Source organism: Halomonas getboli (genome assembly GCF_023094245.1).
GTDB classification, from domain to species: domain Bacteria; phylum Pseudomonadota; class Gammaproteobacteria; order Pseudomonadales; family Halomonadaceae; genus Halomonas; species Halomonas getboli.
On the sequence record NZ_JALMEW010000001.1, the window covers coordinates 194,416 to 211,258 of the forward strand.

General features: G+C 70.1%; 14 protein-coding genes. 8 read left to right on the forward strand and 6 right to left on the reverse strand.

Features of this window, described 5'->3' with window-relative positions; translation table 11 throughout:
• Positions 1-61: 61 nt before the first annotated feature.
• The 5 genes from MYL53_RS00955 to gatC are packed head-to-tail and all read right to left on the reverse strand — an operon-like array spanning position 62 to position 4,200.
• Complete coding sequence (locus tag MYL53_RS00955; RefSeq protein WP_247851488.1) at positions 62-271, reverse strand: tautomerase family protein; 210 nt, start codon at positions 269-271, stop codon at positions 62-64.
• 56 nt (positions 272-327) lie between these two features.
• Complete coding sequence (locus MYL53_RS00960) at positions 328-879, reverse strand: cupin domain-containing protein (protein ID WP_247851489.1); 552 nt, start codon at positions 877-879, stop codon at positions 328-330.
• 55 nt (positions 880-934) lie between these two features.
• Positions 935-2,401, reverse strand: a complete 1,467-nt coding sequence (gatB, locus tag MYL53_RS00965) for an Asp-tRNA(Asn)/Glu-tRNA(Gln) amidotransferase subunit GatB (protein ID WP_247851490.1) — start codon at positions 2,399-2,401, stop codon at positions 935-937.
• Entirely contained in the window at positions 2,401-3,861 is a 1,461-nt protein-coding gene (gene gatA / locus MYL53_RS00970; RefSeq protein WP_247851491.1) for an Asp-tRNA(Asn)/Glu-tRNA(Gln) amidotransferase subunit GatA, read from the reverse strand. The genes gatB and gatA overlap by 1 nt, the downstream gene beginning before the upstream one ends.
• 51 nt (positions 3,862-3,912) lie before the next feature.
• Positions 3,913-4,200, reverse strand: a complete 288-nt coding sequence (gatC, locus tag MYL53_RS00975) for an Asp-tRNA(Asn)/Glu-tRNA(Gln) amidotransferase subunit GatC (RefSeq protein WP_247851492.1) — start codon at positions 4,198-4,200, stop codon at positions 3,913-3,915.
• A 160-nt stretch (positions 4,201-4,360) separates the two neighbouring features.
• On the opposite strand from gatC, the gene MYL53_RS00980 reads away from it, so the two are divergent.
• From MYL53_RS00980 to tldD, 7 genes are all read left to right on the forward strand, one after another.
• A complete protein-coding gene (locus MYL53_RS00980) occupies positions 4,361-5,398 on the forward strand; it encodes a rod shape-determining protein (RefSeq protein ID WP_016854442.1) in 1,038 nt (345 codons plus the stop codon).
• A 256-nt stretch (positions 5,399-5,654) separates the two neighbouring features.
• Positions 5,655-6,533 carry a rod shape-determining protein MreC gene (gene mreC, locus MYL53_RS00985; protein WP_247851493.1) on the forward strand — a complete coding sequence of 293 codons (879 nt, stop codon included), beginning with the start codon at positions 5,655-5,657 and terminating at the stop codon, positions 6,531-6,533.
• Positions 6,533-7,021 carry a rod shape-determining protein MreD gene (gene mreD / locus MYL53_RS00990; RefSeq protein WP_247851494.1) on the forward strand — a complete coding sequence of 163 codons (489 nt, stop codon included), beginning with the start codon at positions 6,533-6,535 and terminating at the stop codon, positions 7,019-7,021. The genes mreC and mreD overlap by 1 nt, the downstream gene beginning before the upstream one ends.
• 12 nt (positions 7,022-7,033) lie before the next feature.
• Positions 7,034-7,633 carry a Maf family protein gene (locus MYL53_RS00995; RefSeq protein ID WP_247851495.1) on the forward strand — a complete coding sequence of 200 codons (600 nt, stop codon included), beginning with the start codon at positions 7,034-7,036 and terminating at the stop codon, positions 7,631-7,633.
• Positions 7,634-7,701: 68 nt separating this feature from the next.
• Positions 7,702-9,165 (forward strand): ribonuclease G, encoded by a 1,464-nt coding sequence (gene rng, locus MYL53_RS01000; RefSeq protein WP_247851496.1) that lies wholly within the window; start codon positions 7,702-7,704, stop codon positions 9,163-9,165.
• Positions 9,166-9,169: 4 nt separating this feature from the next.
• Entirely contained in the window at positions 9,170-13,069 is a 3,900-nt protein-coding gene (locus MYL53_RS01005; RefSeq protein ID WP_247851497.1) for a YhdP family phospholipid transporter, read from the forward strand.
• Positions 13,066-14,520: a metalloprotease TldD gene (tldD, locus tag MYL53_RS01010; RefSeq protein ID WP_247851498.1), complete on the forward strand. Its 1,455-nt coding sequence runs from the start codon at positions 13,066-13,068 to the stop codon at positions 14,518-14,520. The genes MYL53_RS01005 and tldD overlap by 4 nt, the downstream gene beginning before the upstream one ends.
• A 287-nt stretch (positions 14,521-14,807) precedes the next feature.
• On the opposite strand, the gene yjgA is transcribed toward tldD, so the two are convergent.
• Positions 14,808-15,311, reverse strand: a complete 504-nt coding sequence (gene yjgA / locus MYL53_RS01015; RefSeq protein WP_247851499.1) for a ribosome biogenesis factor YjgA — start codon at positions 15,309-15,311, stop codon at positions 14,808-14,810.
• Between the two features lie 125 nt (positions 15,312-15,436).
• Between yjgA and pmbA the strand changes: the two genes are divergently transcribed.
• On the forward strand, positions 15,437-16,777 hold the full coding sequence (pmbA, locus tag MYL53_RS01020; protein WP_247851500.1) for a metalloprotease PmbA: 1,341 nt from the start codon (positions 15,437-15,439) through the stop codon (positions 16,775-16,777).
• Positions 16,778-16,843 lie beyond the last annotated feature (66 nt).

The following is a 16,843-nucleotide window of genomic DNA, read 5'->3' on the forward strand; positions in this document are numbered from 1 at the left end:
CGAGACGAAAAGGCCGGCCGCGGTTAACCGCGGCCGGCCTTTTTGGCGCGCCTGGGGTCGGTCAGGACGCGGCTTCCTTGACGGCGCGGCGCTTGGCGACCGACTCGCCGCTGAGGCCGAAGTCCTGGGGTTCGATGTCGGAGAGCACGACGCGCACGCTCTCCGGGGTGCAGTCGATGGCGTCGACGCAGGCGGCGGTGATCTTCTCGATCAGCGCTTCCTTCTGCTCGGCGCTGCGGCCCTCGATCAGCTGGATATTGACGTTTGGCATAAGCGTCTCCTCATGTGCCGGGTGGGATGGCGAGCGCCGGGGCGGTGTCGCCGGCATCAGAAGCTGCGGGCGGGCGTGGCGCAGCTGACCAGTCGGCAGGCGACCTCGCCGACGTTGCGGAAGCGGTGGGGGACGTTGGTGTCGAAGTAGTAGGCTTCGCCCGGGCCCAGCACGCGGGTCTCCGCGCCGATGGTGATCTCGATCTCGCCTTCCAGCACCACGCCGGCTTCCTCACCCTGATGGGCGATCATCTCGCGGCCGGTGTCGGCCCCGGAGGGATAGGTCTCGACCATGAAGTTGAGCGCCCGGGTCGCCCGGTTGCCGCCGACCAGCTTGTAGATCACGTCGCCGGTGCCCACATCGGCCAGTTCGTCGGCCGAATAGAACACCTGGTCGCGGCTCTCCAGGTCCATGGTGAAGAAATCGCCGACGCTCATGGGGATGGCGTCGAGGATCTTCTTCAGCGAGCTCACCGAGGGGCTGACCTTGCCCTGTTCGATCAGCGACAGGCTGGAGTGGGTCACGCCGCAGCGCTTGGCCAGCTCGCGCTGGGAGATGCCTCTCAGGTTGCGCAGGGCGCGCAGCCGCGCGCCGACATCGTCTGCCATGGTTCGTCCTCTGAAATCGATGGGACGAGCCGGCGAGGGCTCGTCCCCGCGGCCCTCAGCACAGGGCGTCGAGTTTTTCCTTGAGCAGCGCGTTGACCTGCTGGGGGTTGGCGGTGCCGCGCGAGGCCTTCATCACCTGGCCGACGAAGTAGCCGATCATCTTGCCGCGCTTGTCCGGCTCGGCGTCGCGGTACTGGGCGACCTGGGCCGGGCTGTCGGCGATCACCTGGTCGATCATCGCCTCGATGGCGCCGGTGTCGGTGACCTGCTTGAGGCCCTTGGCCTCGATGATGGCGTCGGCGCTGTTGTGTTCGTCCCCGCCTTCGCCGTGCCACAGCGCCTGGAAGACCTGCTTGGCGGCCTTGCCGTTGATGGTGTCGTCCAGCACGCGGACGATCAGGCCGCCGAGCTGGTCGGCGCTGACCGGGCTGTCGACGATCGCCAGGCCCTCGCGGTTCAGCGCGCCGGACAGCTCGCCCTGGACCCAGTTGGCGGCCTGCTTGGCGTCGCCGCAGACCGCGTGGACCCGCTCGAAGTACTCGGCCATGGCGCGGCTCGCCGAGAGCACGCCGGCGTCGTAGGCGGAGAGGCCGAGCTCGCCCTGAAAGCGCTCACGCTTGGCGGCCGGCAGCTCCGGCAGCTGGCCGCGCAGGTGGTCGACGTAGGCCTGGTCGAGCACTACCGGCAGCAGGTCCGGGCAGGGGAAGTAACGGTAGTCGTTGGCCTCCTCCTTGGTGCGCATGCTGCGGGTCTCGTCGGCCTCGGGGTCGTAGAGGCGGGTCTCCTGGACCACCGTACCGCCGTCCTCGAGCAGCTCGATCTGGCGCTCGACCTCGAACTCGATGGCGCGCTCGACGAAGCGGAAGGAGTTGACGTTCTTGATCTCGGCGCGGGTGCCGAAGGCCTCCTGGCCCCTGGGGCGCACCGAGACGTTGACGTCGCAGCGCATCGAGCCCTCGGCCATGTTGCCGTCGCTGATGCCCAGATAGGTGACGATGGAGTGGATCGCCTTGAGGTAGGCGGCGGCCTCCTTCGCGCTGCGCATGTCCGGCTCGGAGACGATCTCCAGCAGCGGCGTGCCGGCGCGGTTGAGGTCGATGCCGGTCATGCCGTGGAAGTCTTCGTGGAGCGACTTGCCGGCGTCTTCCTCGAGGTGGGCGTGGTGCACGCGCACGGTCTTGCGTTCGCCGTCCTCGAGCAGGATCTCGACCTCGCCCGGGCCGACGATCGGCTCATACATCTGGCTGGTCTGATAGCCCTTGGGCAGGTCCGGGTAGAAGTAGTTCTTGCGGTCGAACACCGAGACCTCGGGGATCTCGGCGTGGATGCCCAGGCCGAACTGCACGGCCATGGCCACCGCCTGCTCGTTGAGCACCGGCAGCACGCCCGGCAGGCCCAGATCGACGGCGCAGGCCTGGGTGTTGGGCTCGGCGCCGAACGCGGTGGAGGCGCCGGAGAAGATCTTGGAGCGGGTGGCGAGCTGGACGTGGACCTCCAGCCCGATCACGGTTTCCCATTGCATCAGGCGGTCTCCTCGGCGAAGGCGGGACGACGCAGGTGCCAGTCGGTGGCCTGCTGGAACTGATGGGCGACGTTGAGCAGCTGGGCCTCGGCGAAGTGGGTGCCGAGGATCTGCAGGCCCACCGGGCGGCCACCGGCGAAGCCGGCCGGCACGCTGATGCCGGGGATGCCCGCCAGGTTCACCGCGATGGTGTAGATGTCCTGCAGGTACATCGACACCGGGTCCTTGTTGGCGCCCAGGTCGAAGGCCGGGGTCGGCGCGGCCGGGCCCATCAGCACGTCGACCTCCTCGAAGGCGTCGAGGAAGTCCTGGCGGATCAGGCGGCGGACCTTCTGCGCCTGCTTGTAGTAGGCGTCGAAGAAGCCCTCGGAGAGGGTGTGGGTGCCGATCAGGATGCGCCGCTTGACCTCCTCGCCGAAGCCCTCGGCCCGCGAGCGCTTGTAGAGGTCGATGAGGTCGCTCGGGTTCTCGCAGCGGTGGCCGAAGCGCACGCCGTCATAGCGTGACAGGTTGGAGGAGGCCTCGGCCGGGGCGATCACGTAGTAGGCCGGGATCGCGTAGTGGGTGTGCGGCAGGCTGACCTCGCGCACCGTGGCGCCGAGTGATTCGTAGACCGCGATCGCCTCGCGCACCGCGCTTGCCACCTCGGCGGACAGGCCGTCGCCGAAGTACTCCTTCGGCAGGCCGATCTTGAGTCCGGACAGCGGGGCCTCGAGGCCCTCGACGTAGTCCGGTACGCCGCGCGCCACGCTGGTGGAGTCGCGCTGGTCGTGGCCGGCGATGGCCCCGAGCAGGTGGGCGCAGTCCTCGGCGGTGCGGGCCATGGGGCCGGCCTGGTCGAGGCTCGAGGCGTAGGCGACCATGCCGTAGCGCGAGACGCGGCCGTAGGTCGGCTTGAGGCCGGTGATGCCGCAGAAGGCCGCCGGCTGGCGGATCGAGCCGCCGGTATCGGTGCCGAGCGCGGCCGGCACCAGGCCTGCGGCCACGGCCGCGGCGCTGCCGCCGGAGCTGCCGCCGGGCACGGCGGAGAGGTCCCAGGGGTTCTTCACCGGGCCGTAGTGACTGTTTTCGTTGGACGAGCCCATGGCGAACTCGTCCATGTTGGTCTTGCCGAGGCTCAGGGTGCCGGCGGCGGCGAGCTTCTCGACCACGGTGGCGTCGTAAGGCGCGGCGAAGTTGTCGAGCATCCGCGAGCCGCAGCTGGTCTTCACGCCCCGGGTGCAGAAGATGTCCTTCAGCGCCAGCGGCAGGCCGGTCAGCGGGCCGGCCTCGCCGCGGGCACGGGCGGCGTCGGCCGCATCGGCGGCGGCCAGGGCCTGGTCGCCGGTCACGGTGATAAAGCTGTTGAGCGCGCCGTCATGGCGCTCGATGCGCGCGAGCAGATGCTCGGTCAGCTCGCGGCTGGAGAACTCGCCGGCCGTCAGGGCGGCGGCGAGTCCGGTCAGTGTCTGGTCGTGCATGGGGCCGGGGCTCCGTGATGACAGGTCATTGACGAACAGGAAAGGAGGCGGTCACTCGACGACCCGCGGCACCAGGTAGAGGCCGTTTTCCACCGCCGGGGCGCAGCGCTGGAAGGTCTCGCGCTGGTCGGGCTCGGTGACCTCGTCGGCGCGCAGGCGCTGGGTGGCGTCCAGCGGGTGGGCGAGCGGGGCGACGCCGTCGGTGTCGAGCGACTGCAGCTGGTCGACCATCTCCAGGATGCGGCCCAGATCGTCGCGATAGCGGTCGGCCTCACCCTCGTCCAGGCCGAGTCGGGCCAGATGGGCGGCCCGGAGAACGTCTGCGTGTTCAAGCGCCATGATCGGGTGTCCTCGCAAGGGTGGGGGAAAAGACCGCAGAAGTTACCACATTCGCGTCACGGCGGGCAGGGGCCGTGGGCTCTGCGCTTGCCGCCCGGGGGGTGCAGTGATACGGTTTGCCCCCGCACAGGGTTCCCGGTCCGCACTAGGTAACGACTTCATGTTCAAACGTTTGAGGGGGCTGTTTTCCAGCGATCTGTCGATCGACCTGGGGACGGCCAATACGCTGATTTATGTCCGCGGGCGCGGCATCGTGCTCGACGAGCCGTCGGTGGTGGCCATTCGCCAGTCCGGCAACATGCGCAGCGTGGCCGCGGTGGGCGCCGACGCCAAGCGCATGCTGGGCCGCACCCCCGGCAACATCACCGCCATCCGGCCGATGAAGGACGGCGTGATCGCCGACTTCACCGTCACCGAACAGATGCTGCAGTACTTCATCCGCAAGGTCCATCAGAGCACTTTCCTGACGCCCAGCCCGCGGGTGCTGGTGTGCGTGCCCTGCATGTCGACCCAGGTGGAGCGTCGCGCCATCAAGGAGTCCGCCGAGGGCGCCGGGGCCCGCGAGGTGTTCCTGATCGAGGAGCCCATGGCCGCGGCCATCGGTGCCGGTCTGCCGGTCGAGGAGGCCCAGGGCTCGATGGTCGTCGACATCGGCGGCGGCACCAGCGAGATCGCCATCATCTCGCTCAACGGCGTGGTCTACTCCGAGTCCATCCGCGTCGGCGGCGACCGCTTCGACGAGGCGATCATCGCCTACGTGCGTCGCCACTATGGCAGCCTGATCGGCGAGTCCACCGCCGAGCGGATCAAGGAAGAGATCGGCTGCGCCTACCCCGGCGGTGAGCTGCGCGAGATCGACGTGCGCGGCCGCAACCTGGCCGAGGGCATTCCGCGCAGCTTTACCCTGAATTCCCACGAGATCCTCGACGCCCTGCAGGAGACCCTGGGCTCGATCGTCGCCGCGGTGAAGAGCGCGCTCGAGCAATCCCCCCCCGAGCTGGCCTCCGACATCGCCGAGCGCGGCCTGGTGCTGACCGGCGGCGGCGCGCTGCTGCGCGATCTCGACAAGCTGATCGCCGAGGAGACCGGCTTGCCGGTGGTGGTCGCCGAGGACCCGCTGACCTGCGTCGCCCGGGGCGGCGGCAAGGCCCTCGAGATGATCGATCAGCACACGTTCGAGCTGCTCTCCAGCGACTGATCCCGGGGCAGCGCTGATTGATGGCGGCGCTCGATGGCTCACAGGGGCGTGTGCAAGGCCAGGTTCGTCGGCAACGAACCTGTCCATGTCAGGCGCTCCCGCTTCCTCATCGTTCACGACATGAATCAGCGCTCTCCCGCGGGAACGAGAAACGCTAGGGGTTTGGGCGATTCGGCATGCAGCCGACGCCGCAAGGAAATAGGGAGAGGACGCCATCAAACCGCTGTTCTCGCACGGCTCGGTGCCGGGGTATCGCATGCTGCTGTGCGCGCTTCTGGCCGTGGCCCTGATGTTTGCCGATCTGCGCTTCACGCGGATGGAGCCCGTGCGGGCCCAGCTGTCGACCCTGGTGGCGCCGATCCAGTGGCTGGTCAGCCTGCCCAGCGACGCCCTCAACTGGGGCGCGCTGGCGTTCTCGGACCAGCGCGAGCTGCTGGACGAGAACCGCCAGCTGCGCGAGCAGATCCTGACCCTTTCGCATCGGGTCCAGCGCATGGCCAGCCTGACCGCCGAAAACGTTCGGCTGCGCGAGCTGCTCGATGCCACCCGCGAGCATGATATTCCCTTCATCACCGCCGAACTGCTGTCGCTCGATCCGGATCCCTTCAGCCATCGCATGGTGGTCGATCGCGGGCGCCGCGACGGCGTCTTCGTCGGCCAGCCGGTGATGGATGCCGCCGGGCTAGTGGGGCAGGTGACCTCGGTCTCGGCCTACGCCAGCCGGGTACTGATGGTGTCCGACGCCAGCCACTCGCTGCCGGTCCAGGTCAATCGCAACGGCCTGCGCTTCATCCTCCAGGGCACCGGCCAGTACGATACGCTGAGCGTGCTGCACGTGCCGGACACCGCCGACATTCGCGAGGGCGACCTGCTGATGACCTCGGGGCTGGCCGGGCGCTTTCCGCCCGGCTATCCGGTGGGGCGGGTCACCTCGGTGGTGCACGATCCCGGCGAGCCCTTCGCCCAGGTGGAAGCGCGGCCGGTGGCCCAGCTGCAGCGTGCCCGCCACTTCCTGCTGCTGTTTCCGCCCGAGCCTCCCGAAGCGCCGGGTCGCGGCGGTTGGACGGTCGCGCTCGACCCGGCGGCCGTCGAGGCCGCGCTGCAGATGATCGGCCCCGTCGAGGAGGTGCAGTGATGGCGACGCGTTCGACGGCGAGCCTGCCCTGGATCTGGCTGACCCTGCTGCTGGCGCTGTGCCTGCAGGTGATGCCGCTGGCCGACGGCTGGCAGATATGGCGCCCCGACTGGCTGGGCCTGATGCTGATCTACTGGTGCATGAAGGCGCCGCAGAAGGTCGGGGTCTTCCACGGCTTCGTGATGGGTATCCTGCTCGACCTGATTCAGGGTGCGCCACTGGGCCAGAATGCGTTGCTGCTGTCGCTGCTGGCTTTCCTGTGTGCTCTGGTCTATCCGCGCTTCCGCGCCTATTCGCTGCTCCAGCAGGCGGTGCTGATCCTGGTGCTGCTGGGCACGGTGCAGCTGGTGGAGCAGTGGCTGCGCACGTTGCTGGGACCGTTCGCGATCCATCTTTCCTTCCTGCTGCCCTCGGTGATCGGGGCGCTGCTGTGGCCCTGGCTGACCACGCTGTTCCGGGTCTTTCGGCGTCGCCCCAGCGAGGAGTGACACGAGGTGCCCATGCCCCACACGACTGATCCCGACGCGCCGCTGATCCGCCTGGCCTCGGCTTCGCCGCGGCGCCGCGAGCTGCTGGCCGGCATCGACCTGCCGGTCGAGGTGCATCCGGTCGATCTCGACGAGACGCCGCTGCCCGGTGAGGCCCCCGAGGCCTATGTGCAACGCCTGGCCGAGGAGAAGGCCCGAGCCGGAGCGGCGGGCAGCGCGCTGCCGACGCTCGGCTCCGACACCGCCGTGGTGTGCGACGACGCCATCCTCGGCAAGCCGCGCGACCGCGAGCACGCCGCCGCCATGCTGCGCTCGCTGTCCGGGCGATCCCATCGGGTGCTGACCGCGGTGGCCGTGACCGGTCCGGCGGGCCTGCTGAGCGTCTGCGTGACCACCCGGGTGACGCTGCGCGAGATATCGGACGCCGAGATCGCCGCCTACTGGGCCACCGGCGAGCCCGTCGACAAGGCCGGCGGCTATGCCATCCAGGGGCGGGCGGCGCTGTTCGTGTCGCGCCTGGAGGGCAGCCACTCCGCGGTGGTCGGCCTGCCGCTGTTCGAGACCGCCGAGCTGCTGGCCCGGCAGGGCGTGCCCTTGTGGTGCGAGAGCTGAGGAACGCGTCGCGTCAGGTCCGGGCTATGTCATAATGCCTCGAGTTTCCTCTGGACAAGGATTTCCGCATGAGCGGTGAAGTACTGATCAACCTGACCCCGATGGAGACCCGGGTCGCCGTGGTGGAGAACGGCGTGCTCCAGGAAGCCTTCATCGAGCGGGCCCGGCGCCGCGGCATCGTCGGCAACATCTACAAGGGCAAGGTGGTCCGGGTACTGCCGGGCATGCAGGCCGCCTTCGTCGATATCGGCCTCGAGCGGGCCGCCTTCATCCACGCCCACGAGGTGATGCCGTCCGGTACGCCGACCGACGAACAGGTCTCCATCGGCCATCTGCTCCACGAGGGCCAGTCGCTGGTCGTGCAGGTCACCAAGGATCCCATCGGCTCCAAGGGCGCGCGCCTGACCACCCATCTCTCGGTGCCGTCGCGCTACCTGGTCTACATGCCGGACTCGCCGCACAACGGCGTCTCGCAACGCATCGAGGACGAGCGTGAGCGCGAGCGGCTGCGCGAGCTGGTCGAGGCCGCTCAGGCCCAGCAGACCCTGGAGGTGACCGGCGGCTTCATCGTGCGCACCGCCGCCGAGGGCGTCAGCCAGGAGGAAATGGCCGGCGACATGCACTTCCTGCTGCGGCTGTGGCGCAAGGTCAGCGAGCGCAAGATCACTGCCTCGGCGCCCAGCGTCATCTACGACGATCTGCCGCTGTTCATGCGCACCCTGCGCGATGTGATGCGCGACGACATCGAGAAGGTACGCATCGACTCCCGCGAGAACCACGTCAAGCTGCTGGAATTTGCCGAGGAGTTCATGCCCTCGGCGGTGGAGCGTATCGAGCACTATGCCGGCGAGCGGCCGATCTTCGATCTTTTCAGCGTCGAGGACGAGATTCAGAAGGCGCTGGGCCGCAAGGTGCAGCTCAAGTCCGGCGGATACCTGGTGATCGATCCCACCGAGGCGATGACCACCATCGACGTCAACACCGGCGGTTTCGTGGGGCATCGCAACCTCGAGGAGACCATCTTCAAGACCAACCTCGAGGCCGCCACCGCCATCGCCCGCCAGCTGCGGCTGCGCAACCTCGGCGGCATCATCATCATCGACTTCATCGACATGGAGGATCCCGAGCACCAGCGCCAGGTGCTGCGGGTGCTCGAGAAGTCGCTGGAGCGCGACCACGCCAAGACCAAGTGCACCGGCGTCACCGAGCTGGGGCTGGTGCAGGTGACCCGCAAGCGCACCCGGGAGAGCCTCGAGCAGACCCTGTGCGAGGCCTGCCCGTCGTGCCACGGGCGCGGCACCCTCAAGACGCCGGAGTCGGTGTGCTACGAGATCTTCCGCGAGATCCTGCGCGAGGAGCGGGCCTACAGCGCCGAGACCTATACCGTGCTGGCCTCCCAGGCGGTGGTCGACCGGTTGCTCGACGAGGAGTCCGCGGCGGTGGCCGACCTGGAAGAGTTCATCGGCAAGACCATCCGCTTTCAGGTCGAGGCTCACTACTCCCAGGAGCAGTACGACATCGTGCTGATGTGAGCCCATGTCGAGGATCCGCCTGGCCATTCGCTGGACCCTGACGCTGCTGGCGGCGGCGCTGACCCTGGTGGCGCTGCTGACCCTGGTGCTGCGGCTGCTGCTCGGCCAGGCCGATCAGCTCACGCCGCGGCTGGAAGCGCTGCTCTCGGCGCGCTTCGAGGCCGCCGTGGGGCTGGACGGCGTCGAAGGCCGGCTGGCCGGCTTCGATCCCGAACTCGAGGTGCACGGGCTGTCGCTGCGCGCCGCCAACGGCGATCGTCCGCTGCTCCAGCTCGACGATGCCCGACTGCGTCTCGATGCCGGTGCCAGCCTGCGCGACGGCATGCCGGTGGTGGCCGATGCGCGCCTGTCCGGCCTCACCCTTCATCTCTATCAGGCCGCGGACGGCCGCTGGCATTGGCCTCGGCCCGCCGACGTCCCCCCCGAGCTGATCCCCGAGAGTCGCTTCGGCCTCGACCGCCTGGACTACTGGGTCGGCGTGCTGCTGCGCCAGCGCGCCTGGGCCGAGGACATTCGGCTGGTGCTCCACGGCCGCGAGCGCGAGGCGACGCTCGAAGCGCCGCGGCTGCTGATGGTCGGCGACGACCGCAGCGCCCATCTCGAGGGCCAGGTGCGGCTGAGCGGACGTGCCGGCGAGGTGGCTTCGGTGGTCATGGAACTGGTGCCGGGCGAGGGGCTCGACGATTTCGGCGCCGCCCTGCAGGCGACCATGAGCCTCGACAGCCTGACCGGGCTGTCGTCGCTGCTCGGCGTCGCGTCGCTGCCGAGCTTCGACGACCTGAACGGCGAGGCGCGGCTGTGGGGGCGCTGGACCCACGGCCGCCTGGCCGACGCGCGCCTCGACGTCACCGCGCCGCGCCTGGCGCTGAGCGCGCCGGAAGGCGATGTCGCGGGCTCGGAGGAGGCCGCGTCTGCGGAGATCGTGCTCGACAACGCCATGCTGCGCGGTCAGTGGCGGCGTGAGGCCGGCGCCCAGGACTGGCAGGCCTGGATACAGGCCGATGCCGATCAGATCGCCGGCCCCGAGGCCTCCGCCGAGGCGCGCCCGCTGCCGCGGGATTGGTACCTGCGCGGCGACGACAGCGACTGGTGGCTCACCACCGGCCCCTTCGATCTCGCCGCCCTGGCCGCCTGGCGCACGCGCCTGCCGCTGCCCGAGGCGCTGGATCGTGGCGTGGCGTCGCTCGCCCCGCGGGGGCGCATCGACGCCCTCGACGCCGGTCGCAAGGACGGCAAGTGGCAGGCCCGGCTCGCGGCCCACGAGGTGAGCGTGGACCCCTGGGAGGAGGCACCGGGCGGCGGCCCCCTGGCGCTGTGGCTGACCGCCGACGGCCACAGCGCGCGGGTGCGCTTCGCCGGCGACGAGGATACCGAGCTGTTCTTCCCCGAAGTCTTCGCCGAGCCGATGTCGCTCGACCACGCCAGCGGCGAGGTGAGCTGGACCTATGACGGCGAGCGCGGCTTCGTCAGCGGTCACGACCTGGCGGTGGGCTGGCGCGGCGCGGAAGTGAACGGCAACTTCGGCCTCGCCACCGGCGGAGAGGGCCGCGGCGGCTTCGGCCTGACGCTGGACTTTCGCGACGTGGACGCCCGCTCGCGGCCGCTGACCGACTGGCTGCCGATGGTGGTACTGCGCAAGGAGACGCCCGAGCTTGCCGACTGGCTGGCCGGTGGCCTGGCAGGCCGCGTAGCCGACGGCTCGCTGCGCCTGCACGTGCCGCTGAGCGACAAGACGTCCGGCCTGTCGCCCATCGATCCCACGCTGAACCTGGACCTGGCGATCGACGAGGGGCGGCTGCCCTATGCCGACGGCTGGCCGGCGCTGGAGAACGTCGCCGGCCGGCTGCGGCTGCGTGACGAGACCCTCGACGCCGAGGTGGACCGCGCCGAGAGCCGGGGTGTCCAGACCCATGACGCCCGGGTGCATTTCGAGGACGATCGGCTCTCGGTACGCGGCCCGCTGGTCGCCGAGGCGCCGGCGCTGACCGACTATCTCGCCGCCTTGCCGGTGGACGGCATCGGGGCGGTGTCCGACTGGCAGGGCGAGGGGAGCGTCGCGGCCGATCTCGACCTCGAGCTGGCACCGGACGATCCGGGGTCGCTGCGCCTGGACATCGCCGGCGACGTCGACCTGCCGCGGCTGACCCACTTGGCCAGCGGACTGGTCTTCCAGGACATCTCGGGGCCGCTGGCCTGGCATCAGCGTGGCGAAGACGGCTCTCTGGAGGGCCGGCTGGACGGGCGGCTGCTGGGCGGGCCGGTCAGCGCCGAGCTCGCGACCGGCGAGGGGCGCGTCACGCTGTCGGGTACCGCCGAGGCCGGAGCGCTCACCGAACTGGGGGCGCCGGCCGGCATCGGGGAGGTGCTGAGTGGCCCGCTGGCCTGGCACGGCGGCGTCGACCTCGACGCCGCGACGCCGACCCTGCATCTCTCGAGCGAGCTTCGCGACCTGGTCATCGACCTGCCGGCGCCGCTGGGCAAGGCGGCCGGTACGCCGCGGAACCTGCGGCTGACCTTCGCCCTGGCCGAGTCCGGGCCCTGGTCGGGCCGTCTGGGCGCGAATCTGGGTTGGCGCTGGCGCCCCGAGCGCGGCGGTCAGGGCCAGGCCTGGCTGGGGCGCGAGGCGCCCGCGACCTGGCCCGGGGAATCCGGCTGGTCGCTGCAGGCCTATCTGCCGCGCTTCGAGGCGCAGGCCTGGGGCCGTGCCCTGGCGCCGCTGTCCAACGAGGCGCTCGGCGGTTCCACCGGCAGCCCGAAGGCGCGCAGCTCCGTCGCCCACCTGATGCTGGATACCGACTGCCTGAGCGTCGAGCAGCACTGCCTGGGCTCGATGATCGTCGAAGGACAGCCGCTGGTGTCCGGCGGCTGGGAGCTGGCGCTGGACGGCAGCCTGGCGACCGGCCGGCTGGACTATCGGCCGAGCCTGTCGCAGCCGCTGGATGTGTCTTTGTCGAGCCTGCGTCTCGACGGCCTGCTGCCGGCAGAGACGGCATCGATCACCGGGTCAGGCGGCGATACCGCCAGCGGCGGCCGCCTGCTCGAGGAGCTCGAGGTGCCGCCGACGCCGGCCGCCATGCCGGCGTCGCTTGGCGCGCTGCCGGCAGGCACGCTGAGCGTCGACGCGCTGAGCTATCAGGGCCGCACGTTCGGCCCGCTGAACGCCGAGTGGCGAGTCGCGCCGGACCGCCTGGTGATCGATCCGCTGGCCCTGACCCTGGGCGAGATCGACGCTCGGGGCAACCTGACCTGGGAGGCCGCCGGTGCCGAGGCCAGCCTGACCCGGGCACGCATGAGCGTGGACGGCCGCGACCTGGGCACGGCCCTGGAGGCGCTCGGCCAGCCGGTGGCGATCCGCAGCGCCGAGACCCGGGTCGACAGCCAGCTGGCCTGGCCCGGCGCGCCCTGGCAGTTCGCCCTGGCGCGTTCCCGGGGCAACCTGGCGGTGGAGCTGCGCGACGGTCGCTTCGTCAATCTGGAGTCGCCGTCGGCACGCCTGGTCGGCCTGCTCAACGTCGACAATCTGCTGCGCCGCCTGACCCTGGACTTCTCCGACGTCACCGGGCAGGGCACCGCCTTCGATCGTGTCAGCGGCGAGGCGACCCTGTATGGTGGGGTGCTGGAGACCCGCGGTCCGGTCGAGATCGACGGCCCGGCCACCCACTTCACCCTCGACGGCAGCGTCGACCTGGCCCGACGGGAACTCGACCAGCGCCTGGGCGTCACACTGCCGGTGAGCAACAACCTGCCCCTGGCGGCGGTGATCGCCGGGGCGCCGGTGGTCGGAGGGGCGCTGTTCATCGCCGACAAGCTGTTCGGCGACGCCCTCGACCGCGTGACCCGAATTCACTATCGCGTGGAGGGGCCCTGGACCTCGCCGCGCATCGCTCTGGAAAGTGCCGAATGACATCACACACGCAACCCCTGCTCGATCAGGCCGCCGAGGCGCTGCTGACCCCCGGCGGGCTCGACCTCGATGCCCTGGACGCCGGCCTCGGCCACGCGCTGGGGGCCGGCATCGACTATGCCGATCTGTACTTCCAGCGCAGCTGGCACGAGGCCTGGGTGCTGGAGGACGGTGAGGTCAAGGAGGCCAGCTACAACATCGACGGCGGCGTGGGCGTGCGTTCCCTGGCCGGCGAGAAGACCGGCTTCGCCTACTCCAACCAGATCACCATGGAAGCCCTGGCCGAGACCGGCCGCACCGCCGCCGGCATCGTGCGCAGCGGCCAGCGGCAGGCCGTCGCGCCGCGCGTCGTCACGGCGTCGACGTCTCGCTATGCCGGCATCGATCCGCTGGCCGGGCTGTCCGCCGACGAGAAGGTCGCCATGCTCAAGGAGGCCGATCGCGTGGCCCGGGCCGCCGATCCCTCGGTGAGCCAGGTCAGCGCCTCGCTGACCGGCGTCTACGAGGTGGTGCTGGTGCGCGCCAGCGACGGCACCCTGGCCGCCGACGTGCGTCCGCTGGTGCGGCTCAACGTCAGCGTGATCGCCGTGCGCGACGGCCGCCGTGAGCGCGGCAGTGCCGGCGGCGGCGGCCGACATCCGATGGTGCGGCTGCGCGACGAGCACGCCCCCGAGCGCTTCGCCAAGGAAGCGGTACGCCAGGCGCTAGTCAACCTCGACGCCGTGGACGCCCCGGCCGGCCAGATGCCGGTGGTGCTGGGCGCCGGCTGGCCGGGCATCCTGCTCCACGAGGCGGTGGGCCACGGCCTGGAAGGCGACTTCAACCGCAAGGGCAGCTCGGCCTTCGCCGGTCGCATGGGCGAGCGGGTAGCCGCCCCCGGCGTGACCGTGGTCGACGACGGCACCCTGGCCGATCGCCGCGGTTCACTGTCGGTCGACGACGAGGGCACGGCGACCCAGTGCACCACGCTGATCGAGGACGGCATCCTCACCGGCTACATGCAGGACAAGCTCAACGCCCGGCTGATGGGCATGGCGCCCACCGGCAACGCGCGCCGCGAGTCCTTCGCCCACATGCCGATGCCGCGCATGACCAACACCTACATGCGCGCCGGCCAGGACGATCCCGCCGACATCATCAAGAGCGTCTCCCGCGGCATTTATGCCGTGAGCTTCGGCGGCGGCCAGGTGGACATCACCTCCGGCAAGTTCGTGTTCTCGGCCAGCGAGGCCTACCTGATCGAGGACGGCCGCATCACCGCGCCGGTCAAGGGCGCGACGCTGATCGGCAACGGTCCGGAGGCCATGGGCCGCGTGTCGATGATCGGCCATGACCTGGCGCTGGATACCGGCATCGGCGTGTGCGGCAAGGAAGGACAGGGCGTGCCGGTGGGCGTCGGCCAGCCGACGCTGAAGCTCGACGAGCTCACGGTCGGCGGCACCCAGTCCTAGCACGGAAGCCGCTGCGGAACGGAACTGATGGGGATGGGCGCCGGGGACAAGGTGAAGCGAGGGTTTTTGCCATGGGTGAGGTGATTCTCGCCGAACGGATTGGCCATGGATGGCCAGAACCGGTCCTGCAAGCGAAGCAGGATGCGAGAGCGTCGCAGGGCAAAAGTAGCGCCCAGGGATGGGTTCACAGCGCCTCGCGATGGTCCGGCACCCCGGGCCTTGTCGCCGGGAAAGCCCATCCATGGCTGGTCGGCAGAGAGATAGCGTCTGGAGCTTGTTGAGGTGTCTTACAGCTCGGCGGTGTCGCGGATCAGCTTGAACAGCCGTCGGGCGTTGGTCGGCGGCTTGCCCTGATCGCGCTCGCGGCGCGCGTTGCGGATCAGCTGGCGCAGGGCCTGGCGGTCGACGTCGGGGTAGTCGGCGATGAAGGCCTCGAGGGCGTCGTCGTCCTCGATGAGGCGGTCGCGCCACTGCTCCAGGCGATGGAAGGCGTGGTCGCGGCGCAGCTGCTCGCGGTCCATCTCGTCGAACACCGCCTGGATGCCCTCGAGGTCCTCGCGGCGCATCAGCTTGCCGACGTACTGCATGTGCCGGCGACGGGCCTCGCGGGCGCGGATGCGGCCGGTTTCCTCGATGGCCGCCAGCAGGTCGTCGGACAGCGGGAAGCGGTCGCGTTCGGCCTCGCGCATGGCGATCAGCCGTTCGCCGAGCTCCTGGAGGGCATGCATCTCGCGCTTGAGCTGCGACTTGCTGGGCCGTTCGTCGGCCGGAGAGAAATCATCCTGGGTCATGCGGCGTCCTGATTCATGAGAGGGGCGTTAGGCATCGGCCCAGTATACCAGCCCGCCGCGTCGGGCTGGCCAAACGACCATGTTGTGTATCGGCCGCGTGGCCGGTCGAGTGAGGAGTCAAGACGATGACACAGGCTTTCGATGCCGTCGCCCAGCAGTCGCTGCTGGAAACCCGCGCCGAGGCGGCCCTGGCGCTGGCCCGCCGGCTCGGTGCCGATGCCTGCGAGGTGGGCGCCAGCGTCGACCAGGGCGTGGGCGTCAACGTGCGCGAGGGCGAGGTCGAGACCGTCGAGCTGTCCCGCGACCAGGGCATCGCGGTGACCGTCTACGTCGGCCAGCGCAAGGGCAGCGCCTCGTCCACCGACGCCTCCGAGGCGTCGATCAGGGATGTGGTCGAGAAGGCCATGGCCATCGCCCGCTACACCGGCGAGGACCCGGCCTCCGGGCTCGCCCCGGCCGAGCTGATGGCCCGGGAGCTGCCGGACCTCGACGTCCATCATCCCTGGGCGCTGTCCACCGAGGAGGCGGTCGAGCTGGCGCTGGCCTGCGAGAGCGCCGGTCGCGGTCAGGCGGGCATCAAGAGCTCCGATGGCGCCGGACTGTCCAGCGGCGAGGGCGTGCGCGTCTACGCCAACAGCCACGGCTTCCTGGGCAGCCAGCGCGGCAGCCGCCACTCGCTGTCCTGCATGCTGATCGCCGAGGACGAGCACGGCATGCAGCGCGACTACGACTACACCAGCGCCCGCGATCCCCGCGAGCTGCTGGCGCCCGAGGCGGTGGGCGAGAGCGCCGCCCGACGTACCCTGCGCCGCCTCGGCGGCCAGCGCCCGGCCACCGGGCGGATGCCGGTGCTGTTCGATCCGAGCCTGGCCACGGGGCTGGTCGGCAGCTTCCTCGGCGCCATCGCCGGCGGCGCCCTCTATCGCCAGTCGTCCTTCCTCTGCGACCGCCTGGGCGATGCGCTCTTCCCCGAGTGGTTCTCGCTGCAGGAGAAGCCGCAGCTGATGCGCGGCATGGCCAGTAGCGCCTTCGACGGCGACGGCGTGGCGACCCGCGACAACGTCTTCGTCGACCAGGGCCGGTTGGCCAGCTACATGCTGTCTGCCTATAGCGCGCGGCGGCTGGGCATGGAGACCACCGGCAACGCCGGCGGCGCCCGCAACCTGCGCCTCACCGCGCCGCTCGAGTCCCGGGAGGCGCTGCTCGCGCGCATGGATCGCGGGGTGCTGGTCACCGAGCTGATGGGCCAGGGCGTCAACGGCGTCACCGGTGATTACTCCCGCGGTGCGGCGGGGTTCTGGGTCGAGAACGGCCGCATCCAGCATCCGGTGGAGGAGTTCACCATCGCCGGCAATCTGGCGACGATGTTCCAGGGATTGATCGGCGTTGGCGACGATATCGATACCCGCGGCAGCATCCACACCGGCAGCTGGCTGATCGACGAGATGACCGTGGCCGGTAGCTGAGGTTCGAGGTTCGAGGTTCGAGCAAGGAGCCCGCGACAGAGTCGCGGGCTCCTTGCTTCAGGACAA

Coding starts and splice junctions, on each gene's coding strand:
- MYL53_RS00955 (WP_247851488.1), bottom strand. CDS start 271: ATGCCAAACGTCAATATCCAGCTGATCGAGGGCCGCAGCGCCGAGCAG.
- MYL53_RS00960 (WP_247851489.1), bottom strand. CDS start 879: ATGGCAGACGATGTCGGCGCGCGGCTGCGCGCCCTGCGCAACCTGAGA.
- gatB (WP_247851490.1), bottom strand. CDS start 2,401: ATGCAATGGGAAACCGTGATCGGGCTGGAGGTCCACGTCCAGCTCGCC.
- gatA (WP_247851491.1), bottom strand. CDS start 3,861: ATGCACGACCAGACACTGACCGGACTCGCCGCCGCCCTGACGGCCGGC.
- gatC (WP_247851492.1), bottom strand. CDS start 4,200: ATGGCGCTTGAACACGCAGACGTTCTCCGGGCCGCCCATCTGGCCCGA.
- MYL53_RS00980 (WP_016854442.1), top strand. CDS start 4,361: ATGTTCAAACGTTTGAGGGGGCTGTTTTCCAGCGATCTGTCGATCGAC.
- mreC (WP_247851493.1), top strand. CDS start 5,655: ATGCTGCTGTGCGCGCTTCTGGCCGTGGCCCTGATGTTTGCCGATCTG.
- mreD (WP_247851494.1), top strand. CDS start 6,533: ATGGCGACGCGTTCGACGGCGAGCCTGCCCTGGATCTGGCTGACCCTG.
- MYL53_RS00995 (WP_247851495.1), top strand. CDS start 7,034: ATGCCCCACACGACTGATCCCGACGCGCCGCTGATCCGCCTGGCCTCG.
- rng (WP_247851496.1), top strand. CDS start 7,702: ATGAGCGGTGAAGTACTGATCAACCTGACCCCGATGGAGACCCGGGTC.
- MYL53_RS01005 (WP_247851497.1), top strand. CDS start 9,170: ATGTCGAGGATCCGCCTGGCCATTCGCTGGACCCTGACGCTGCTGGCG.
- tldD (WP_247851498.1), top strand. CDS start 13,066: ATGACATCACACACGCAACCCCTGCTCGATCAGGCCGCCGAGGCGCTG.
- yjgA (WP_247851499.1), bottom strand. CDS start 15,311: ATGACCCAGGATGATTTCTCTCCGGCCGACGAACGGCCCAGCAAGTCG.
- pmbA (WP_247851500.1), top strand. CDS start 15,437: ATGACACAGGCTTTCGATGCCGTCGCCCAGCAGTCGCTGCTGGAAACC.